The 20,442-nt window shown below is 56.6% G+C and carries 16 protein-coding genes and 1 pseudogene; 11 read left to right on the top strand and 6 right to left on the bottom strand.

From position 1 onward, the window contains the following. Positions 1–36: 36 nt before the first annotated feature. From GGQ73_RS02410 to GGQ73_RS02390, 5 genes are read left to right on the top strand one after another with little or no spacing between them, the layout of a single operon-like run. On the top strand, positions 37–1,008 hold the full coding sequence (locus tag GGQ73_RS02410) for an ABC transporter permease (RefSeq protein ID WP_174154645.1): 972 nt from the start codon (positions 37–39) through the stop codon (positions 1,006–1,008). Further along, the gene (locus GGQ73_RS02405; RefSeq protein WP_174154647.1) at positions 1,008–1,883 is read left to right on the top strand and encodes an ABC transporter permease; all 876 of its coding nucleotides are present in this window, start codon (positions 1,008–1,010) and stop codon (positions 1,881–1,883) included. The genes GGQ73_RS02410 and GGQ73_RS02405 overlap by 1 nt, the downstream gene beginning before the upstream one ends. Next, on the top strand, positions 1,880–3,607 hold the full coding sequence (locus tag GGQ73_RS02400) for a dipeptide ABC transporter ATP-binding protein (RefSeq protein WP_183893667.1): 1,728 nt from the start codon (positions 1,880–1,882) through the stop codon (positions 3,605–3,607). Before GGQ73_RS02405 ends, GGQ73_RS02400 begins: the two co-directional genes overlap by 4 nt. A 19-nt stretch (positions 3,608–3,626) precedes the next feature. Continuing rightward, positions 3,627–4,511 (top strand): polysaccharide deacetylase family protein, encoded by an 885-nt coding sequence (locus GGQ73_RS02395; RefSeq protein WP_183893665.1) that lies wholly within the window; start codon positions 3,627–3,629, stop codon positions 4,509–4,511. Next, a complete protein-coding gene (locus GGQ73_RS02390) occupies positions 4,504–5,259 on the top strand; it encodes an SDR family NAD(P)-dependent oxidoreductase (RefSeq protein WP_183893663.1) in 756 nt (251 codons plus the stop codon). The genes GGQ73_RS02395 and GGQ73_RS02390 overlap by 8 nt, the downstream gene beginning before the upstream one ends. Before the next feature lie 39 nt (positions 5,260–5,298). Here the strand turns inward: GGQ73_RS02390 and GGQ73_RS02385 are convergent, their stop codons facing one another. The 6 genes and pseudogenes from GGQ73_RS02385 to GGQ73_RS23425 all read right to left on the bottom strand — a co-directional run. Next, the gene (locus tag GGQ73_RS02385; RefSeq protein WP_183893661.1) at positions 5,299–7,500 is read right to left on the bottom strand and encodes a cellulose synthase; all 2,202 of its coding nucleotides are present in this window, start codon (positions 7,498–7,500) and stop codon (positions 5,299–5,301) included. Then, on the bottom strand, positions 7,500–8,501 hold the full coding sequence (locus GGQ73_RS02380; protein WP_234910843.1) for a glycosyl hydrolase family 8: 1,002 nt from the start codon (positions 8,499–8,501) through the stop codon (positions 7,500–7,502). Before GGQ73_RS02380 ends, GGQ73_RS02385 begins: the two co-directional genes overlap by 1 nt. Before the next feature lie 44 nt (positions 8,502–8,545). Then, positions 8,546–10,927 (bottom strand): cellulose biosynthesis cyclic di-GMP-binding regulatory protein BcsB, encoded by a 2,382-nt coding sequence (locus tag GGQ73_RS02375; RefSeq protein ID WP_183893657.1) that lies wholly within the window; start codon positions 10,925–10,927, stop codon positions 8,546–8,548. Continuing rightward, positions 10,924–13,119: a UDP-forming cellulose synthase catalytic subunit gene (gene bcsA, locus GGQ73_RS02370; RefSeq protein ID WP_183893655.1), complete on the bottom strand. Its 2,196-nt coding sequence runs from the start codon at positions 13,117–13,119 to the stop codon at positions 10,924–10,926. Before bcsA ends, GGQ73_RS02375 begins: the two co-directional genes overlap by 4 nt. Positions 13,120–13,231: 112 nt before the next feature. Continuing rightward, positions 13,232–14,263: a cellulose biosynthesis protein BcsN gene (gene bcsN / locus GGQ73_RS02365; protein WP_327786284.1), complete on the bottom strand. Its 1,032-nt coding sequence runs from the start codon at positions 14,261–14,263 to the stop codon at positions 13,232–13,234. A 1,077-nt stretch (positions 14,264–15,340) separates the two neighbouring features. Then, positions 15,341–15,523: pseudogene (locus tag GGQ73_RS23425) on the bottom strand (DDE-type integrase/transposase/recombinase); the annotation flags it as partial. 74 nt (positions 15,524–15,597) lie between these two features. On the opposite strand from GGQ73_RS23425, the gene GGQ73_RS02360 reads away from it, so the two are divergent. The 6 genes from GGQ73_RS02360 to GGQ73_RS02335 all read left to right on the top strand — a co-directional run bounded on the left by GGQ73_RS02360 (position 15,598) and on the right by GGQ73_RS02335 (position 20,300). Then, positions 15,598–16,032, top strand: coding sequence for a helix-turn-helix domain-containing protein (locus GGQ73_RS02360; protein WP_174154665.1), 435 nt, complete (start codon positions 15,598–15,600; stop codon positions 16,030–16,032). Between the two features lie 5 nt (positions 16,033–16,037). Next, the gene (locus tag GGQ73_RS02355) at positions 16,038–17,831 is read left to right on the top strand and encodes a hypothetical protein (RefSeq protein WP_183893653.1); all 1,794 of its coding nucleotides are present in this window, start codon (positions 16,038–16,040) and stop codon (positions 17,829–17,831) included. 12 nt (positions 17,832–17,843) lie between these two features. Continuing rightward, positions 17,844–18,068 carry a hypothetical protein gene (locus GGQ73_RS02350; RefSeq protein ID WP_174154670.1) on the top strand — a complete coding sequence of 75 codons (225 nt, stop codon included), beginning with the start codon at positions 17,844–17,846 and terminating at the stop codon, positions 18,066–18,068. 2 nt (positions 18,069–18,070) lie between these two features. After that, positions 18,071–19,249, top strand: a complete 1,179-nt coding sequence (locus tag GGQ73_RS02345) for a YcaO-like family protein (RefSeq protein ID WP_183893651.1) — start codon at positions 18,071–18,073, stop codon at positions 19,247–19,249. After that, complete coding sequence (locus tag GGQ73_RS02340; protein ID WP_183893649.1) at positions 19,249–19,938, top strand: TfuA-like protein; 690 nt, start codon at positions 19,249–19,251, stop codon at positions 19,936–19,938. Before GGQ73_RS02345 ends, GGQ73_RS02340 begins: the two co-directional genes overlap by 1 nt. 125 nt (positions 19,939–20,063) lie before the next feature. Next, a complete protein-coding gene (locus GGQ73_RS02335; RefSeq protein ID WP_183893647.1) occupies positions 20,064–20,300 on the top strand; it encodes a hypothetical protein in 237 nt (78 codons plus the stop codon). Positions 20,301–20,442 lie beyond the last annotated feature (142 nt).

Genomic DNA, 20,442 nt, shown 5'->3' with positions numbered 1-20,442 from the left:
GGACAAACCCGCACAAGACGGGAGAACTGGGAACGCATGTTTGGTTTCATCCTGCAAAGACTATGGCAGGCGCTCATCGTGGTCATCGCCATGTCGGCGCTCGTCTTCTGCGGCGTCTATGCCGTCGGCAATCCGATTGACGTTTTGATCTCTCCCGATGCCACGCAGGACATTCGCGCCGCCGTGATTGCGCAATATGGCCTGGACCAGCCGCTGTGGCAGCAATATTTTACCTTTGTCGGCCGCATTCTGCACGGAGATTTCGGACGGTCTTTTGTCTACAACATGCCCGTCAGTGAATTGATCCTGACACGTCTCCCGGCCACTCTGGAACTGACATTGGCGGCAGTGCTATTTGCAAGCCTTGTTGGCATACCCATCGGCATGTATGCCGGGTACCGCCCGCACAGCCCTGTCTCTCGTGCCATCATGACATTGTCCATTCTGGGCTTTTCGGTGCCGACCTTCTGGTTCGGCCTGATGCTGATCATGGTCTTTGCGGTTCAGTGCGGCTGCATGCCCGCCGGTGGCCGCGGGGAGACGGTCAGCCTGTTCGGCGTCGATTTCAGTTTTCTGACCGGCGATGGTCTGCGTCATCTGATATTGCCGGCTCTCAATCTCGCACTGTTCAAATTCTCGCTGATGATCCGCCTTGCGCGCGCTGGCACCCGTGAGTTGATGCTAAGCGATACGGTCAAATTCGCCCGTGCCGCCGGTCTTTCGGAATTCACGGTGCTAAGCCGTCACGTTCTGCGGCTGATCTCGATCCCGCTTGTCACCGTATTCGGTCTGGAACTTGGCTCGACGCTGGCATTTGCGGTGGTGACAGAAACCATCTTCTCTTGGCCAGGGCTCGGCAAACTCATCATCGACAGCATCACCTCGCTCGACCGGCCGGTCATGGTCGCTTACCTGATGTTCGTCGCCCTTCTGTTCATCGTCATCAATCTCGTGGTCGATCTCGTTTATGCGCTGCTCGACCCGCGTTTGAGAAAGGGACGTGCCTGATGCGCGACACTCCGTTCTACAGGTTTCTGGAGGAATTTCGCGGCAACAAGGTTGCCCTTGGCGCCGCGGTCATGGTGTTCATTATTGTGCTGGTCGCCCTCATTGCACCACTCGTAACGCCGCAAGACCCTTATGATCTTGCGCATCTGGTGCTGCGCGATGCCCGTCGCCCCCCCGGTTATGTCGGCACCGGCGGTTACACCCACTGGCTGGGCACGGATTCTCAGGGCCGCGATCTCCTGTCCGCTATTATCTATGGCCTTCGTATCTCGCTGCAAATGGGCATCATTGCCGGTGGCATTGCCTTCGTCATCGGGGCTGTCGTCGGCTGCTCTGCCGCCTATATCGGGGGACGTTTCGAAAGCCTCGTCATGCGCATCGTGGATTTGCAGCTTTCGTTCCCGGCCATTCTCCTGGCCTTCGTCATTGCCGCCGTGCTGGGACAAGGTCGTTATCAGCTCATTCTGGCGCTGATCTTTGCCCAATACGCCTATTTCGCCCGCACCGCCCATGGTGCCGCGGCTGCCGAACGACAGAAGGATTATGTCGAGGCGGCATTGTCCATTCCGCTGTCACCGTGGCGCGTTGTGCTGAAACATATCCTGCCCAACTCGCTGCCGCCCCTTATCGTTGTCGCAACCGTACAGGTGGCGAGCGCCATTTCGCTCGAGGCGACACTGTCCTTCCTCGGTGTCGGCTTGCCACCAACCGAACCATCATTGGGCATGCTGATCGCCAATGGCTTCCAGTATCTGCTTTCGGGTCGCTACTGGATTTCGATCTATCCCGGTGTGGCGCTTATTCTCTTTATCGTCTCGCTCAACATCGTCGGCGACCAGATACGCGACCAGCTTAACCCGAGGCTTCGCAGATGAACCCAACACCGACTGCAACATCTGCGACCCCGCTTCTCGACGTCACCAATCTGAAAACCTGGTTCCCAAGTGGACGAGGCGACGTGAAGGCCGTTGATGGCATCTCCTTTTCCGTTGCGCCCGGCGAAGTGTTGGGTCTGGTCGGTGAATCCGGTTCCGGCAAATCGATTACTGGGTTCTCCATCATCGGCCTGATCGATGAACCCGGCCGTATCGTGGAGGGCTCAATCAAGCTGGAGGGCCGGGAGCTGGTCGGCCTGCCCAGCCACGAACTCCGGGCCATCCGTGGCAAAGTCATTTCGATGGTCTTCCAGGACCCGATGATGACGCTAAACCCCGTTTTGAGCATCGGCACGCAGATCAAGCTGGCGCTGGAAGCCCACGGAAACATCAGCAGTTCAGATGCGCGCGAACGAGCTATCAAGGCCTTGGCTCAGGTGCGGATCAGCGATCCCGAACGAAAGGTCGATTTCTTCCCGCACCAGTTTTCCGGCGGCATGCGCCAGCGCGTGGCAATCGCCATCGCGCTGCTACACCGACCCAAGCTGATCATCTGCGATGAACCGACAACGGCGCTCGACGTGTCGATCCAGGCCGAAATCCTGGCTGAGATGAAAGAACTGGTTGCTGACCTCGGCACCGCATTGATCTGGATCAGCCACGACCTCGCGGTCGTCTCCTCTATCGCTGACCGTGTTGCCGTCATGAAGTCGGGCAAGATCGTCGAAATCGGCCCGGCGCTTGGCGTGTTGACGAAGCCGCAGCATGAATACACCAAGGCCCTGCTTGAAGCGTTGCCGTCTCGCGCCAAGCCGGGCGAGCTGTTGTTGCGCGGCAGCGGTATTGCGGATGCGGCCCCACCGCCGCGAAAAGCAGCGACCGCCAATCTGCCGCCTCTCGGCAGCTCCTATCTCGTCATCGACAATGCAATGAAACGCTTCGAAAAACCCGTCGGTTTTCTGCATGGGCTAGCCATCAGATCCGGCCTGTCGCAGCCGGTCACCGTCGTCAAGGCCGTCGATGGTGTCTCGCTCACTGTCAAGCGTGGTGACGTGCTGGGGCTGGTGGGCGAATCCGGCTCCGGCAAATCGACGCTGGGGCGCATGGCAGCCGGCATCACCGTGCCGACATCGGGCGTCATCCGGCTCAATGGTCAACCCGTGATGAGTGCCGGACGCAGCCCGTCCAAGATCACGACACGTGTCCAGACCATCTTTCAGGACCCGTTCGCTTCTCTCAATGGTCGTATGCGCATTGGCGATATCATCGCCGAAGGGCCGCTTGCGCACCGGTTGGTGAGCCGCGCGGAAGCACCCGATTATGTGAGACGTTGGCTGGCCGCGGTGGGATTGGACCCCGCTTTCGTCAACCGTTTTCCCCATCAGTTCTCCGGCGGCCAACGGCAGCGCATCGCCATTGCCAGAGCACTCGCCATGCAGCCCGACGTCGTCGTGTGCGATGAACCCGTGGCCTCCCTCGACGTTTCGATACAGGCCCAAATCATCAACCTTCTGATACGCTTGCGAGCAGAGCTTGATCTGTCACTTCTGTTCATCAGCCACGATCTGTCGGTCGTTCGACACCTCTGCGACCGCGTGGCCATCCTGTATCAGGGCCGCATCGTTGAAGAGGGCGAGACGAGCGCGATCTACGCTGACCCGAAGCACGATTATACCAAGCGACTGCTCGCGGCCGTGCCGGTCCTGCCGCAAGCGGCCGAATAGAAGACGGGGAGAACGACATATGGAACCGTGGGAATGGGACGAGGCCACATGGCGCGGCAAAGTCGAGAAAGTGCGGGCTGGCCGTTCGCTGAAACCGAAGGTCTGGAAGAATGGTACACGCTGCGCCGTGGCTCTTTCCTTCGATAGCGACCATGAGACCAATGAGTTGCGCGATGGCGGGGAATCCATCGGCCGTCTCTCACAAGGGCAATATGGCAACCGCCGCGGTGTACCACGCATTCTGGACGTTCTGAAAAAAACCAGCGTTCCCGCTACCTTTTTCGTGCCTGCCGTTACGGCCCTTCTTTATCCCGACGAGCAGAAACGCGTGATTGCCGAGGGCCACGAGATCGGCTTGCATGGCTGGATCCACGAGGTGAACACGAAGGTACCGCCCGAAAAAGAGCGTGAACTGCATCTGCGCGCCGCCGAGACGATCGAAAGGATCACCGGCGTCCGCGCGGTGGGAATGCGCACGCCGTCGTGGGATTTTTCCGCAGTAACACTGGAAATAGAGCGCGAACTCGGACTTCTTTACGATAGCTCGCTGATGGCGGATGACGATCCCTATGAGTTGCTTGAAAGCGGCGAGCCCACCGGCATTGTCGAGTTACCCGTGGAATGGATCAGAGACGATGCTGTCTATTTCAACATGAACCGTTTCACAGCCCACCGCCCTTACACGCCTCCACCCGCAGTGCTCGACATCTTCAAACGCGAGTTCGACCGCGCCTATGAGGAAGGCGGCCTGTTTCTGTTGACCATGCATCCGCACGTGTCCGGTTACCGCTCGCGCATCTTCATCCTCGAAGAACTGATCCAGCATATCCAGAGCCATGACGATGTGTGGTTCGGAACGCACGCAGAGATCGCGCTCTACGCCAAGGAGAATGCCGATGCCTGACGTGATCCGTAAAGTGGCGATTGTCACCGGCGGCGGTCGTGGTATCGGGCGGGCCTGTGCACTGGATTTTGCAAAGCACGGGTTCGATCTCGTCTTGGTCGACATGATGGAGGATGATCTGGCGCGCACCGCAGCGGAAATTCGGGAACTTTCACGCGAAGCCCTTACCTATCGAGCGGATGTGCGTGACTACACACGCGCGGCCGAGATCGTGGGGAATGTGGATGCGAGACTGGGAAGGATCGACGTCCTCTTCAACAATGCGGGCCGCCCCATGGCCAAGGGTATAGAAGAGATTTCCGAGGAGGAATTCGATACCACCATCGACACCAACCTCAAGGGTGCCTTCAACTATATCCAGCCAACAGTCCCTGTCATGCGCCGCAATGGCGGCGGTCGCATCATCAATATGTCATCGATGAACGCCCATACGGGCGGCGTCACCAGTGCCGTCAGCAAATTTTCCTATACGGCGGCGAAAGCTGGCATTCTGGGGATGACAAAGGCACTTGCAAAAGAACTGGCCCCAGAGATCGTCGTCAATGCCATCTGTCCAGGTGTCATCAAGACGGAGCGCTCGAATGCCATGATCGACGCGCGAGAAGCGCAGCTCGCGGCAGGTATTGCGATGAAGCGGGTCGGCACCCCGCAGGATGTGGCAAGCGTGGTGACATTCCTCGCGACCTCCGAGCCCAATTTCATGACGGGTCAGGATATCCAGATCGACGGTATGCAGTGGATCCGTTGATCGACCTGCAACGCTAAACGACAAAAAATCCTGTCGCTATCAACCTCCGCGAGGACCTTTGCTCGGGCGCGCATCGCGTGCCGCGGCAAGGCCTCTGACGGCGTCTCGATGCCCCGTCGATGCCGGGCCCTCAAATACCTGGATGGCTTCGGCATAGCGATCCAAATTGAGATATGAATAACCTCGGATTACCATCAGATCATTCCGTTCAGTGGCGAAACGGGCGCGCTGGTCGAGCAGGATCAGCGCTTTTTCGTACTGGCCGTTATTGTAGGCCGCCAATGCCCGGTCCGTAAGGATAGCGATCTGAAGTTCTGTCGCCTTGGTCTTGTCCATACCGGATTTTGTGGCCGAGACGGCGGCATTGTCGGTGAGGCCCATGCGCAGATAGGCAAGGCTCTGGCCGTAGGCCGCGTCACTTCGGATCGTTGGCTGGCCGCCCTTCAGCGCCGCCCCGAAAGCCTTGAGTGCTTCCGCGGGCCTGTTGGCATCCATCAGGCACCAGCCCTGTTGCAGGGCTTGCTGGGGCGGAAGACCATCCGGATTGAACGTTGCGTCGCACCGGCTTGTTTTCCGCGATGGCTGGTTTTGGGCAACAACCGTTCTTCTTTGTCTCGGCGCAGCCGTGGTCGCCCCTTCCTGATAGACGACATCGGTGGGCTGGACGTCAGTGACGTGTTGACGGGCGATGCGCGGCGACGCAGAAGGATCGGGCCTGCCAACGGCGAGAATACGCTCAGACTGCGCGCCCCATTGCTGCTGGAGCTGGCGCACGCCGGCAACGTTGTTCAAATCCTGATAGGACAGCGCCAGTCCATAGGCGGATGGCTCGTCATCGGTCTTCCAGCCCAAGGCCGTGGCGAACCACTGCGCCGCCATTTGCGGCTGCAGAAACGCACGGGAATACCAGCCGAACTCCTGCGCTGTCGCGGCATCTTTCTGCGCAACGGTTTCTTCCGCAATGCGCCGCAAAACGTCAGGCTCCAGAGCAATGGGCGGATCAAGCGCCAGAAGATTGGCGGTTGCTGCAAGATAGGTCTTGCGCGCATCGTCCGACGCATCACGCCATTTATATAACACGTCTTCTGCATCGCGCGGTTCGTTCCGGGCGATCAAGGCCAGCGCGAGGCCCTGCGAGGCAGATGCTGAATCGTCTGCCGCTTTTGCTTGCCGGAACCATTTTTCCGCATCCTGATTTTCACGGCGCAGATTGTACCAGCCCAGCAACAGTGCGTCGCTGGCCAGCTTGTCGCTTTCGGCAAGGCGCTCCATTCGCATCAAATAGGCAGCTGGAACGATGACGTCCTTGCTCTCACCACCACTGGCGACGAACTGACGGGCGAGATCGTTCTTGATGGGCTCGAACTCCAGAAGTCCGTCTACCCCAGGCTTTTCTTTCGAAAGAAGATCATTCACCATCGCAACCGGGAGAAGTTCCGAAGCCTTCTGGACGGTTGCGAGCCGATCGCTGGCACCTTCGCAATTGCTCAGAACATAGTTATAGGCGTCCCGCGCGCGCTCAGGCTTATCGGTGCGCGCGAAAGCTTCCGCCACACGCCACAGCACATCGACCTCGCCGCATGTCAGCAGTCCGGGACTTGCTGCGGCCGTATCGAGGACGGCGTTATATTGCTTGAGATCGGAAGCGTTGATCAGTTTTTGCCGTGCCTCGGCAAGCCCCACCATCTCGGTCAGGTTTGGGGGCGGCTGCCAGCCTGCATCTGCCGCCTGACGATCAGCGATCGCCTTGCGCACCTCCGCATACCGGCCATTGGCATAAAGCTGCCACATGGTCTCCAGTTGCGGATCGCCCTCCTCTGGAACGGCAAGCGGATTGCTTGGGGGCGTCCAATCGGGGTAAAGCGCCCGCAACCGGGCGATTTCCGCCTGAAGCCGCGCCGTATCACCTTGCGCGGCAAAATATCGAAGTGCACTTTCATCCACCACGACAGGTTGGGAGGACGCGGGCGTTGGCGTGAGCTGAGAAGCCGAAGGCTGACGCGGAGCCTGCGCGACCTTGATCGCCGAGGGATTGCCCGGAGCAGGTGTCGTCACGGGTGGGTTGGCATTGTTCTTTAGCGGTACATTTGCGGAAGAGGATACGGCACCGAACCCATCGGATAGGATCGAACCGGTCGTGTGAACACGCGACACCCGTCCCAACAGTTCATCGCGCCACTGGTATGCGGTGACACCACACAGAGCCAATATCGCGGCTGATATGTAAAGCGACTTTCCCATCACAAGCACTCCCGATGCATTTCAGTCGCAAATGACAGAGCCAAGAGATGCAACGAAGATGGATAATAAAGTGTTGACGTGAAACGACGGAGATCCTCTGGAATAGGTGTTTTGTCGCTAACGCAGGCTGAAAGCGCTGGGATGATGCGATATCCGGCATCCGACAGAACATCTTTCGGTTCTCCGGTTCGCAGCTCGAATGTGGCCATGTTGCCGCCGTCGATCACGGTTCCATTTTGCAAACGCTCCAGAAGCTTCTTATCTCCTAACCCTGCTCTCGACAGATAGAGCGGTATTCGAACGGAATTATATCCGAATTCCTGCGGAAATCCGTCGGCGGGCCGTGGCTTTGTTTTTACCGAAACCCAGTCGGCGGGAAGTTTTCTCGGGCCAAAGGCATAGGCCGTGATCTGTGCAAGACCGTCCTTGCTCAACGCAGCCCAAAGCGGGGAAGGCGCAAGCTCGTTCAGGACGGGAAAGGCTTCGAAAATGAAGTAGGAAGGATTAACGACTGGCCCGTCCGGCCGATCGTCTTCTCCGAAACCTGTCGTTCCAGGCAACAGAAGTGTGCGCCCTCCCCTTTGGACAACCGCTTTGGCAAGCACCGTCTCGGCAATGGAGCGGGCAGCTTCAGCATAATCAGTCTTGCCCCACTGCCTGGATGCCAGTGCCAAGGCATAGGCGATCAGGATGTCGCCATCGGTGGCATTGTTGATATCGGAAATATGCGGGGTCGCCTGCGGGTCCCATTTCCACGCGGCCAGCCCATCATCCCGAACCATTAACTCGGTTTGGGTGAACGACCAGATCAGCTCGAAATCGGCCGGTTGATCGGCAAGAACGGCAAGCCACATGCCGTATCCTTGTCCCTCGCTGTGGCTGATATTGTTGTTTGCAGTATCAACAATACGTCCGGCAGGATCGAGAAACGCCGACTTGTAAGCCGACCAGTCGGCCTGCGTTATCGAGGCAGCCCTTGCACCGATTGGAGACAAGATCATCACCAGCATCACCAGGGTTTTGGACAGGAGGCAGCACGCATATCTCATTTTTGTCGCCCCATGCCACGCAGCATCAGGAATGTCACACATCCCAACAGCGTGAGAAACCCAATGAAAACCACAGAATAAGAAAGCGTGTTGGTCGATAGCCAATTCGCCGCGATCAACCGCCAGTTCGAAAAGGAGAACGGACGGGTGATGATGAAGCTGGGCTGTTCGGCAGCGATCGTCTCCACCTTGTCGGCGGCTGCATCATAGGTAGCGATGCGTCCACCCAGTGCATTCCAGCGTTTCTGTTCGACCATCGCGGCCATGCCGGTCCGCAAATCTGCAGACGTCGGTGCGGTGGCCATGGTCCAGACACCCTCGCCGCCAGGGCTCAAACCCTGCGCGAGCATGAACGAGACATTACCTGGCGGTGTATAAATCTGCTCGGCACCGGGAAGAAAGCGCAGCGTCTCAGAACTGATGTCGAAGTTGCGCTTCATCCATTCCTCAAAGGACGAAATCTGCCCCTGCCAGACACCGCCATCGACGCGTTCCCGCCAGTCATTGAAAAGCTGATCCGTCTGTGCAGGTTGAGCGGCGCTGCCGCTCTCCCGCCAGGCAACCTGACTTGCAGGCGCGAGATCGAGCTGACTGATCAAGGCCTGCGGCATCTGCGTCAGCGTTCCGAAGAACAGGGCGTTTCGCTCACCAACGGCGCCCGGTGTTGCGACGAGTTCCACAGGAATAGGTTGTCCGCCCGCAAGGGCCAGACGGCTGAGAAACGTGGCTGCAGCCGACATGGTATCGGTGTCCACCCGCTCCAGCCATATGGCGACAGGTTGACCGCCCTCACGATAGGGCTGGCCAACACCGTTCGTCGCGGCGAGATCGGGCGCTCGACCGATCATCGCGTAATTGGGGATATGAAGTTCAGTCGTATCGAACAGCGCGAAACGCGGTGTCTGGTTTGCTGGTGCACCCGGCAGGCAGGCTGTATCTGCCTGCGTCATCAACACGGCTTCGATGGCAATCGTATTCACGCCCGGCACGAAATGGCGCAGGGTGACGTTGATCGGTAGATGCCTGAAAATACCGCCGCCGCGGTTCGACACCGGCACCGTCGAGGCGATATTACCATTGACGTAAACATCGATGTGGCTACCGGGCAAAACCTCGTTCGAGTAGGCGGCATCCAAAAGCAAGGTCGCTTCACCATAGGCCGAAGCGTAAAAATCTGCTGGCGTACCAATGGTAAAATCGGTGCGGAAGCGTCGGCCGGAGAATTCGCTGCTTTTCACGCCGAGCGCAGAAAGCGAGATACGACGATCGGACATGACCAGCGGCGCGTCCGGCGTATGCCATGCCTTTGTTGAAAGCGTCGCGCGGGCTGCGCCTGTCGGGCGCTCGACCGATGCGGTCAGTTGGTCGATGGCAAGCTGCATTGCCTGCGGCGTCGGACCACCGACGATGAGCGCCGATACACCATTGATAATGTTGCTCTCAAACCCCGCATAGGGACCTGACAGGGCCTCCGGTGGCACCGCCCGCGTGGCGGCGGCAATTTCGCGTGCCGTGCCAGCAAGAACCGTCAAGGTTCCGGCCGTTTGCTCTCTGGGCAAACTCGTACTGAACGTCACCTGCTGGTTCGGCATCTGCGTGCGAAGAGCAAGGGCTTGGGCAAGCTTGAGGAGTGGCTGGGCAGACACCGGGTTCGTGAGGCCCGGTGCAACGATATTGATCGCCGTCAGACCAGCAAGATCGGCGCCCGTCGCCTGGATGTCGTCAATCGTACTGAACCGGTTGCCGACATCGCCGTTGAACGTAATATAGGTGCTGGCGGGGCTGACATCGGTCCAGAGATCGTATGTTGACTGTATCGTGCAGTCGGTGCGGTGGCGCTGTTGTACGCCCAATGAAATGACGTTGGCGCCAGCCTGAAGCGCATCGGGTGGAATGGCCATGGTAACATTGCCCTGAGCGTCCGGCGAAGAAACGGTTTTTCGCTCCAGAGGTATGTTGTTGACGGAAACTTCGAGGTTGGAACTTTCCGGCGCAACGACAATCGCGTTCTGATAGCCGATCGTCAGCGATACCGCTGCCTTGGCCTGCTCCGGCGTCAAATAGAGCGTCCATTGACGTTGATCCATTTCACCGGTGAGGCTGAGGTCTTGAAAGGGCAGGATGTAGCGGCGACGGTCATCGGCGTCGTCCGAGATGGCAGGGGTCACAGCTCTCGGCGATGCCGCAGCACCTGGCGCAGGAATTGGCACGGCGGGCACTTCTGTCGCGGGTTTCTGGACCGGCGGGGCTGGCGCAACGGGCGCTGGGATCGGCAGCGCCGCTGGCTTTTCCGGCGACATGTCGAAGGGCGTCGATTGCGCGAGGGCGATGGTTGAAATGGACACGAGACATATGGCGGAAAGGAGCGACTTTCTCATGGTTTCGGCGCTCCCAATGCCGGCTTCGTTTGCCGTTCCGGTTTGAGGGAACGGAAGAAATAATAGAGGCCGCGTTGCGTCTGGAAGATCGCGATGACCATGAACGTCACCGTGCCCTTGATGAGGCCTGGATTTTTTCTGCGAACGCGTTGAATCTCACTCCACTGCTCCGAGTTGGCAAAAATGAGATCCGCGATCAGCCGGTGATCCACCGCCTTCTGGGGCGAGAATGTGCTACCCACCGAGATAAAACCATCCTGCTTGACGGAGCGAACGATGTTGATACCCATCGTTTCCGGCACGCCTTCGCTATGCGGCTTGACGCGAATGGTGGCGGTCGTTCCCTTTTCAACGGGAACCAGCCCGGAATCAAAAATGTGAATGAGCATGCCGTGCACGGAGACGTTTTCCACGGTCGCAGGCAACCACGCGTCGCTATCGCCAACTTGCAGTTCGCAGCGCCGCTTCACGGTAACGCGACGCGACGCGGATTTTTCACTCCGCTCCGACACAACGCCGAGTGCGCAGCCCGCGAAGATGATATTGAGCAGGTTCCAGCCACCCACCACCAGCGTCACATCGGCCTTATAGGGCTCTGCGTAAATGCGATAGATCGCGAAAATCATGGCGATCACAAGCACACCAAAGATCACGAAGAATGGCCGGCTGATTTCGGAAAGACGGGCCTCGCTGATTGACTCATCTTTGGCCGTGACCTTGAAGGTGGGTTTCGAGGGATTGAAGATCACCGAAACGACAGCGGGCAGAAGATGCACAGTCTGCACATATTCATAGAGCTCAGATATCCAAGGCCATCGGAAACTGCCGTAGAGAAAATTCTGCATCATCAGGTTCACGAGCATGTATGCCGCCGTGTAGGCCAGGAACTCGCCGCCGGACGCGACGAAAATCTGAAGATCGAAAAACAGATAGAACAACGGCGCAAACAGAAAGATTGTCCGTGGGAAAGGAAACAGCCAGAACAGCGTCGATGACATATAGCAAAGACGCTGCGTGAACGAGAGTCCTCGACGAAACAGCGGTTGGCGAAAGATCAGAATCTGCATCATTCCTTGCGCCCAGCGGCTTCGCTGGCCTATGAAGCTGGCGAAGGTCGCTGGCTGGAGCCCTGCGATCAACGGTTTGTCGACATAGAGGCTATGCCAGCCGCGTGAATGGAGGGCGAGCGCTGTTTCGCAATCTTCCGTAATGCTGACGCCGCTGAATCCGTTGGTTTCTTTCAGCGCAAGGCGGCGCAAGACAGCTGCAGAACCGCAAAAGAACGCGCCGTTCCACTTGTCCAGACCACGTTGAATGATGCCGTAAAACATCTCATTTTCACTTGGCATCGTCTCGAATGTGCGCAGATTTCGCTCGATCGGATCTGGGTTGAGGAAGAAGTGCGGAGTCTGGACAAGGAAAAGCCTGTCGTCCTCTTCAAAATATCCCACCGTTTCGAGAAGGAAATCGCGAGCGGGCGCATGATCCGCATCGAACACGGTGATGAGTTCACCGGTAGAATGCTCGAGGCCATTGTTCAGATTTCCAGCCTTTGCATGCGCATTGCGACCACGGGTCAGATAATTAACGCCCAGATCGGCACAGAGCTGCTTCAGCTCTTCGTGGCGGCGTGCGGCTGCCTGCGCTTCCAACACGTTGGAGGCATTCCGTTTCTGGACCGTGCCGCCATCATCCAAAAGCCAGACAGTGAACTTGTCTGCGGGGTAGTCGATATTCTTGGCAGCCGCAAGCGTGTTGGCAAGCAGGACGGCGTCCTCGTTATAGGTCGGCACGAATATATCGACCGTTGGCAGATAGCCGGGTGAACCGGGTCGCGACTTTCGTGATGGCAGCGGCATTGACACGATCACGAGGCTTAAAGCCAGCATTAACACGCTGTACATTTCCGCCAGATACAGCAAAAAGCCGGGAATGAAGTTTTCAAGCTGGTTGATCGGCGGCAGGGTGCTGGTGGTGCGCCAGTAAACGTAGCGCAACACAATCGCCGTGCCGAAACCGAGGCCGATCAGTCGCCACGCGCCTTTTCCGTTCAGCGATTTGATCGTGGCCAGCAGCACCAGCGAAATCGCGGTGGCAATCAGATGGGTCTGCAAGCTGACCGGCAAAGTCACGATGACCAAAACGCAGACCGAGACGAGCACCCAGACGATGACGGAGATGGCCTTGCTCATCTGCAAACCTTGCTTTCAATTCGACGAGAGGCCACATGCCTCAAATTAAAGAGTTACAGCCCTGTAGCCATCACGCGTCGACACGCATTTGGACAGCATGACCTTAAACTGGTTACGTACATCCCTGGGCACCCCGCCCTGAAGTCGCACAGTCGGGTGACGGGATGACGACACGTTTCGTTGGCGCACGCTCGCCCTGTCTCGACACATCATCCGGGCGAGCGGGTGTAGGAGACACAGCGGATGGCGACGGAATGACCACGCGCGACGGTGCCGGATTGGAGATCGGCTGTAGTAACCGTTGCGGCTGCGCCACAGCTGCACGCGCTACAGGACGGCTCTCTTGAACAGGCTGTCGAGACGGCGTTTGAAGTCCAGGCTGCATGGGATTGTCATTTGCCGTAACCGGATAGATCGGATTGCCCGAGCGCCCCATACCATCCGGCGGCTTCTGCGCCGTACCGTAAGGGTTCCAGCCCTCTGCATCATAGCTGCCCGTAATGGTGTAATTGTACATGACAGTCAGCAAATCTCGCGCGGTGACACCTGACTGGCAAAGCCGCAGCGTGACATTGATGCGCCCAAGGTTCTTGAAACCCTGCCGCATATCTTCTGGCGAGCGAATATGTTGCCATGCGTAGATACACATGTCATCGCTCGAGCCCTTGCCGGATGCATAGGAAAACGCGCCATAGGCATTCTGCAAATATTCGGCGGAGGTCGCCAGACTGGCACCAGGGAAAGCGGATCGAATCTCGCGCGAAATGGTCGACGCTCGCAAGCTGCCGCTGGACAATCCGTCCTTGCCCGTATCTTCGGCGCGCTGCGGCCCGAAAAGTTCGATCTTGAGGAAATTCTGCCCCGGCGTCCGGGCATCGGCGCGCAAGAGAACCTCCTGCTGAACGGCATTGGAAAAGGTTCGGCTGATGACACCGATCACTTCGGGGCCACCGGGAGGAGGAAAAATGAGCGCCTCTTCCGGCGGCAGCATCTTAGGCGCGCCGGAAGGCCTGACGCCTCCAGGATTATTACATCCCGACAGCACCACGGCCATACCAGACAATAGAACAAAGGCAGCGCTGTTTTTCGCTGCCGCACCCGCCACCCTACCGATGCTGGCAAGGCCGCAAGCATACCGAATCATATTTGACCAAACCATGGCTATGGAATACGCGAGGACGTTGATTTAGCAATCAATGTTTCAATAACATTATGTAGTAAACCATAAAGACTGACCCTGGAAAACAGCACGCCTCCACTGATTTTTACTGCCGCAAATAGCAGCTTGCTTCTCTCATAGACGCTTTGAGCGCACTGCATTGGTCGCAACTGAAAAAAGACTTAACTCAAAAGCTGCACCATTGGCGCCATTCAATCTCATGTAGATAAATACTCTTTATATAATTCAAAATGATAGCTAGAATTCGTCGATAAAATTATACTACAGCAGAACAAACCACTGTGGAAAGTGGAACAAAATAAGACATAGCTCGTCCTGATAGCATGATGGGAGCGTCACGCGGTGTGCTCTTTTCGGACTACGCGCTTTACACCACGAGGTCGAAGCAAAAAAACCGCCGATCGAACCTATTATATGACCATCGTTAGAACGGCAGCTTTTGCTGCAGGACCTTTCCTTGCTCTTTCTTCTGCGCCGGTGCTTTCCGCATGCAACATCTCTGACGCAAAGCTGCAAGAAGCGATATTACAAGGCTCGGCGTGGCCACAATCGCGAAGCTCAACATCGGTAGGACGCTCACCTGAAATACACCAGCACGACGTCACGTTGCATGACAGCCGACTGATCCTTGAGCGAGGCCGTTTAATCCATGCAATATGATTTAATTGAAAGGTATGAGACGCAATGTTCCCACGCGGGAACAAAGTGCTCACAAAGTTGTTGTGTCTCCACTACCAGAAGCTGCTCAAATCCGGTGCCAAATGGATACGCATTATTCGAACCACCCTCCATCCGTACTGTCATCTGTGGATTTGGAAGAGATCAATCGATTTCACACAGCCTGGTGCGAAGAAAATAATGTCGAAAAAAACGATCCACGTGCCATCGAAGTGGCTGCCGCATTGATCGAGTGGTATTCGACAAGCCCTGCGTACAGACAGAGTGCAAAGCTGGACCACCCGCCGGAAGTGCCGAGTTCGCAGCAAATAGACACTCTGCTTGAGCGTCTCGGACGAACATAAATCCTACGCTGGATTTGCCTACCCCGGCCATAACGTCGCTCTTCGCGGCGCCGTAAGACAGCGGCCTGTCGGTAATCATAACACGCGGCGCATATCCTTCACCTTGAGAATCTGTCGCATCAGATGCATGACAGCCTTGGTATCGCCGCGGCTTTGCACAAGTACATCGACTACAATACCCGTCCTGATCGACCACGCGCCAATCACCGATTGCGAACAGTTAAAGATTCCGGCAATCATTAGGTAAAGTCTTATGCTCTGGAGTTTCGAATCATCATGAAAAAGTCACCCAACTCAATCGATATACATGTGGGCTCGCGTATTCGCATGCGTCGCGTCATGCTGGGCCTGAGCCAGGAAAAACTGGGTGACGGACTTGGAATCACATTCCAGCAGGTCCAAAAGTATGAGAAGGGCACAAATCGGGTTGGTGCCAGCCGGTTACAGCATATCTCGGAACTGCTGGATGTTCATATTTCCTATTTCTTTGAAGGCGTTCCTGACGCAGGAAACGACAGAACGGTGGCGGTGCCGAATGCCCTGTCCCAGTTCCTGAATTCGAAAGAAGGCAGATCCCTTGCAAAGGCGTTTTCTGCCATAGAGGACGCTCACGTTCGCCGTCGCGTTCTCGAACTCGTCCAGTCACTGGGCATGAACGCCGAGACAGACGCTCCGAAAACCAAAGAAATCTTCGTAACTCCAGTGAACTAACTGACATGGTTTTTCGATTGGCCACATTGGGCCGTTGCACTGTGGAAGATGAGAGCGGAAACGTCGTAAACGTCTCCACCCAGGCCTTGCTCATCTGTTCCTATCTTTTTGATATTGGCAGACCGGTTGCACGACGTGATGTCGCCAATCTTTTATGGCCCGGCAACGGCGAGGCGGCGCTGACAAATCTGCGTTCGACTTTGCGACGTTTTGGGCTCGCGACGACGAATGCCCCTGCCCCTCTGATCATTGCCGACACCAACGCCCTGTCCCTGAACCGGAAAACGGTGGCCTGCGACCTTGGCTTCATGACAATATCTGAGCCGCGGGAGCGCCTTCACGCAGCCTGTGGTGCTGTCGCCATGCAATTTCTCCCGTCTGTTGGCGAAGGAAAGACAGCGCTCGACATGTGGGTCAGAGATGTTCGATTGCGGCTTTTGAGTACACTTCGCTCATTGTTCATGGACATTTCCGGCTCTCCAGCGTTGCGGTCCGCAGCCAGTGCAGACCTGAAACGCGCCGCAGTCCTTCTGCTTGAAGCGAACCCCCAGGATGACGATGTCAGACAGCAACTGTCGTCGGGGCTTGGCACGCAGATAATCGTGTCCACGCCACGTCTACTGGCGGTGAAGGAACAAAGCGCTGCGAACCAAGCGGTGCAGCCCCGTATTGCTCTCCTTCCTCCTCACACGTCTAAAGAGGCGAGCCGGGATGGATCGATTGCAAATGCATTGATAGAAGATTTGACGATTGGGCTTTGCAGCAGCCATCTGGTTTCGGTTGTCGCACCCTACACGTCAGAGCGTATACAGGCATCGAAAGACAAGGCCGCCGTGCTCGAGAAGCACAATGTCGTTTATGCACTCGACAGCAGGCGAACTGACAACCAACTGTTCTTCCAGCTGATTTTCACACCGACTGAGGAAATCATCTGGGCAGACCGTTTCGAATTAGCTCCTTTCTTGATCGCATCCCATCGGGAAACGATCGCGCTGGCAATCCAGCGCGAATTGATGTCCAGAATAGGTTTGCATCAGGGCGCAGTCGGCGATTTTTCGCGCAGGCCCGAGGCTTACTTCCTCTATCTCAAAGGTCTGCAAACTCTTTCCAGCGTCAGCCTTCCCTCGATCCGACGTGCCCGAAAATACTTCAAAGAAGCGCTGGAGCATGGGAATGACCTGCCCGAAGCGCTTGCGGCCATGTCGCGCACACTCACCATGGAGTGGTTGGTGACGGCGAGGTGCGATGACGAACTCCTCGCGAAAGCGCAGTATTTTGCCGACTGCGCCATCAAGGAAAACGGCGAATTTGCCAGCGGGTTCAAGGAGCTGGGTGTGAGCCGCCTTTTCATGGGAAATATCGATGAGAGCCTAGCCGCGCTTTCACAGGCTGAAAGCCTCAGCCCGCAATATGCCGATGTACTGGCCAGTCATGCCGACAGTCTGATCCATGCCAGCGATCCCGCCAGTGCGATGATCAAAATCAACCATGCAATCTCTCTCAATCCCATATCGCCGGATATCTATTTTTGGACGGCAGCAGGTGCCAGCTACTTTTTACAGGACTATGATCAGGCGCTGGCTTATATCGACAAAATGAGCAACAAGCGGGCGGCGTCCCGGCTTGCTGCGGCCTCTTGCGGCATGCTGGGAGAGGTTGATAAGGCTCGCGCTTATCGTGCAAAAGTCTTTGAAGACAATCCGAATTTTGATTTGGAGCGCTGGCTGGCTGTCATTCCCCACAAGGAGCAATGGCAGACCGAATTGTATCGAGACGGCCTCAAGCGGGCCGGATTTTAGGCAAGGGATTCTATGGCACAAGCAGTTATTCTGGGGATTGAGGGTGAAGAGGGTCTTTGGCTGGTGGATTTTCAATCTGGCACGATCACCGCCGTCAAAGAACCCTTGACCGGGGAGCTGGAAAAGGCGGCATCCCTGCGTGCATCGGGTGTTGCGATAACCAAGGGTGTCAATTTCGCGATCTCGGCTTCTGCTGACACCTTGGGTGCAGGCGGCATTCACGAAGATAACGGCTGATCTTGCAACTCGATAATTATCGCGCGTGTTCTGCGGGCGAAACCCTTGAAAGGGTTTCGCCTTTTCTTCGTCGGCTCGGCATCACCAGATTGGGCCGGCAGACGGATCTCGATGATATCGGTATTCCTGTCTGGTGCGCATTTTCCCCGAATGCAAAAGCAATCGTTATCGCCCAAGGTAAGGGTATGGATGACAATGCCGCGAAAACATCGGCTGCGATGGAGGCAATCGAGCGATCGGTGGCGACAAATCCAGCTTGCCAGTTGCTCGTTACGAGCCGGCAGACGTTGCAAGCTTCCGGACACGCCACGGATACCCTCGAAAGTCTGCTCTCGCCGCACGCAAAGCCGGTATCACCAAGCGAAGATATCAATTGGGCACGCGCTCAGCATCTGTTGACGGGCCACGAGATATGGGTACCGTTCGATGCTGTGCATCTCGACCGGACCGTGACATCGCCACGATATTGGCAATCGTCCGATGGCCTCGCCTCCGGCAATACGCGTGACGAAGCCGTGCTCCACGGTTTGCTGGAAAGGGTGGAGCGTGACGCGCTGACGCTGTGGCATGCGACTCCGGCAACAAAACGATACACATCATCCATCGACACGAATGCGATTGCGGAACCAACACTGCGGAACGCACTGGCCAAAATCTCACATGCGGGTCTGGATATCGTCTTGTTCGACATCACGACGGATTTACGGATACCGTGCATTGTAGCGTTGATGGGTCCCAAAAACCGAGCAAACACCCGCTCCATCCGCCATGTTGACATCACTTACGGCGCTGGTGCCTCCACTTCGCCGGCCATTGCAGCAATAAGAGCCATTACAGAGGCCGCCCAGTCTCGGATCACGTTCATCGCTGGTGCAAGAGACGACTTGCTACCAGATGTTTTTTCCCGGCACGCAGACCTGATGACTGTCGCGGCGCTGGCTACGTGCCCATCCAAAAAGCTCACCGACCTTCCCATTCTGAGTGCAAAATCCACCGAGCTGTCTCTTCAACTGGTTCTGGAGCAACTTTACAATTGCAGTATCCAAGATCTCTACGCCGTTGATCTTGCGCCTGAATGGTTGCCCGCCAGTGTCGTGAAAGTCATCGCACCTCAGCTTGAAAATCCGGATGGAGAACGACACCGTCGCTTAGGCAGTCGTGCTCTTTCGAAGGCTTTATAATGCACGTTGTTTTCGTTGGGCCAAGCTTGCCGAATGCTCATGAGTTCGTTGCCGCAGACGTCAAACTACGTCCACCCGCCTGCCAAGGCGATGTCATGCAGGCGATTGCGGATGGCGCACTCAAAATCGGATTGATCGACGGGCAGTTCGAAATGGCGGCACCTGTCTGGCACAAAGAGTTGCTGTTTGCTCTGTCCAGGAACATTTCAGTCTTCGGCGCCGCGAGCATGGGCGCATTACGGGCGGCAGAATGCTCCGCCTACGGCATGATCGGAATCGGTAAAATATTCGAGGACTATGTATCGGGTATTCGCGTGGACGACGCCGATGTTGCCTTGACCTATGGTCCTTCAGAACTTGGATATCCACCCTTGAGTATTCCACTTGTCAATGCTCAGGCGACGATTGCCAAAATATCCGTTCTCGGATTGCTGAACCAACAACGTTGCGAAAAACTCGCTCGTGCAGCGCAGTCTCTCTTCTTCAAGCGACGAACATGGAAGACAATCTGCCACTTGGCTGGCATTGACCTCGAAACCCTCAAACCCGTTTTAGACATTTGCTGGGTAGACCAGAAAAAGCGGGATGCCATCGAGTTGCTTCAGGCAATGGGGCAAAATCTTCAGCCGGTGAAGGCCGACGATTGGCAATTCAACGCAACCACACTGTTTCGGAAAATGTACTTTTAGTTTTCGGACAAGGTAGAAACGCCGTATTAAAATCACGCACTGCGTGTGCAACGGTTTTGCAACGCGCTTAACGCCCGATCTTTGCATAAATAAATCCATCGCAACCGACATACGATGAGATTTCGATGACATTATCTAGAACTGACGCCGAGATTGATGAACGCCAGGAAGACTTTCTCACCCTCATCAATATGCTGACCTACGCACAAGGCGTTGCGGAAACGTTGGGTGCGCCATCGGCTAGCTGGTACATCGACGTGGCAAAGCAAGCGCTACAGTCCGCTTTGCAAAGCGAGATGGACGTGGAATTTTCAAATGCCGACATCGTAAACCTCGCATCGGGCCGCGCAGGCCATTGCTGAGGCGATTTTTGCGATCGGAACTGACGATGATATTACGCGGCAGCACAAATTACAGCGGCCGCGTTCGCATCGTCCAACAAGCCAGTCACGGCGTCAGCGGTACGCGTCCGTCCAAGAGCGATATAGGGCATTTGGTTTAGCC

This window comes from Rhizobium skierniewicense (assembly GCF_014196515.1).
GTDB lineage: Bacteria > Pseudomonadota > Alphaproteobacteria > Rhizobiales > Rhizobiaceae > Agrobacterium > Agrobacterium skierniewicense.
The sequence above is the reverse complement of the archived record's forward strand: the minus strand, read 5'-3'. Positions and strand labels throughout refer to the sequence as shown.

What these genes read in the sequence shown, in the direction of transcription:
- GGQ73_RS02340 (WP_183893649.1), top strand. Translation starts at nt 19,249, where the DNA reads ATGCACGTTGTTTTCGTTGGGCCAAGCTTGCCGAATGCTCATGAGTTC.
- GGQ73_RS02355 (WP_183893653.1), top strand. Translation starts at nt 16,038, where the DNA reads ATGGTTTTTCGATTGGCCACATTGGGCCGTTGCACTGTGGAAGATGAG.
- bcsA (WP_183893655.1), bottom strand. Translation starts at nt 13,119, where the DNA reads ATGAGCAAGGCCATCTCCGTCATCGTCTGGGTGCTCGTCTCGGTCTGC.
- GGQ73_RS02395 (WP_183893665.1), top strand. Translation starts at nt 3,627, where the DNA reads ATGGAACCGTGGGAATGGGACGAGGCCACATGGCGCGGCAAAGTCGAG.
- GGQ73_RS02360 (WP_174154665.1), top strand. Translation starts at nt 15,598, where the DNA reads ATGAAAAAGTCACCCAACTCAATCGATATACATGTGGGCTCGCGTATT.
- GGQ73_RS02350 (WP_174154670.1), top strand. Translation starts at nt 17,844, where the DNA reads ATGGCACAAGCAGTTATTCTGGGGATTGAGGGTGAAGAGGGTCTTTGG.
- bcsN (WP_327786284.1), bottom strand. Translation starts at nt 14,263, where the DNA reads ATGATTCGGTATGCTTGCGGCCTTGCCAGCATCGGTAGGGTGGCGGGT.
- GGQ73_RS02385 (WP_183893661.1), bottom strand. Translation starts at nt 7,500, where the DNA reads ATGGGAAAGTCGCTTTACATATCAGCCGCGATATTGGCTCTGTGTGGT.
- GGQ73_RS02335 (WP_183893647.1), top strand. Translation starts at nt 20,064, where the DNA reads ATGACATTATCTAGAACTGACGCCGAGATTGATGAACGCCAGGAAGAC.
- GGQ73_RS02410 (WP_174154645.1), top strand. Translation starts at nt 37, where the DNA reads ATGTTTGGTTTCATCCTGCAAAGACTATGGCAGGCGCTCATCGTGGTC.
- GGQ73_RS02375 (WP_183893657.1), bottom strand. Translation starts at nt 10,927, where the DNA reads ATGAGAAAGTCGCTCCTTTCCGCCATATGTCTCGTGTCCATTTCAACC.
- GGQ73_RS02400 (WP_183893667.1), top strand. Translation starts at nt 1,880, where the DNA reads ATGAACCCAACACCGACTGCAACATCTGCGACCCCGCTTCTCGACGTC.
- GGQ73_RS02390 (WP_183893663.1), top strand. Translation starts at nt 4,504, where the DNA reads ATGCCTGACGTGATCCGTAAAGTGGCGATTGTCACCGGCGGCGGTCGT.
- GGQ73_RS02380 (WP_234910843.1), bottom strand. Translation starts at nt 8,501, where the DNA reads ATGATCTTGTCTCCAATCGGTGCAAGGGCTGCCTCGATAACGCAGGCC.
- GGQ73_RS02405 (WP_174154647.1), top strand. Translation starts at nt 1,008, where the DNA reads ATGCGCGACACTCCGTTCTACAGGTTTCTGGAGGAATTTCGCGGCAAC.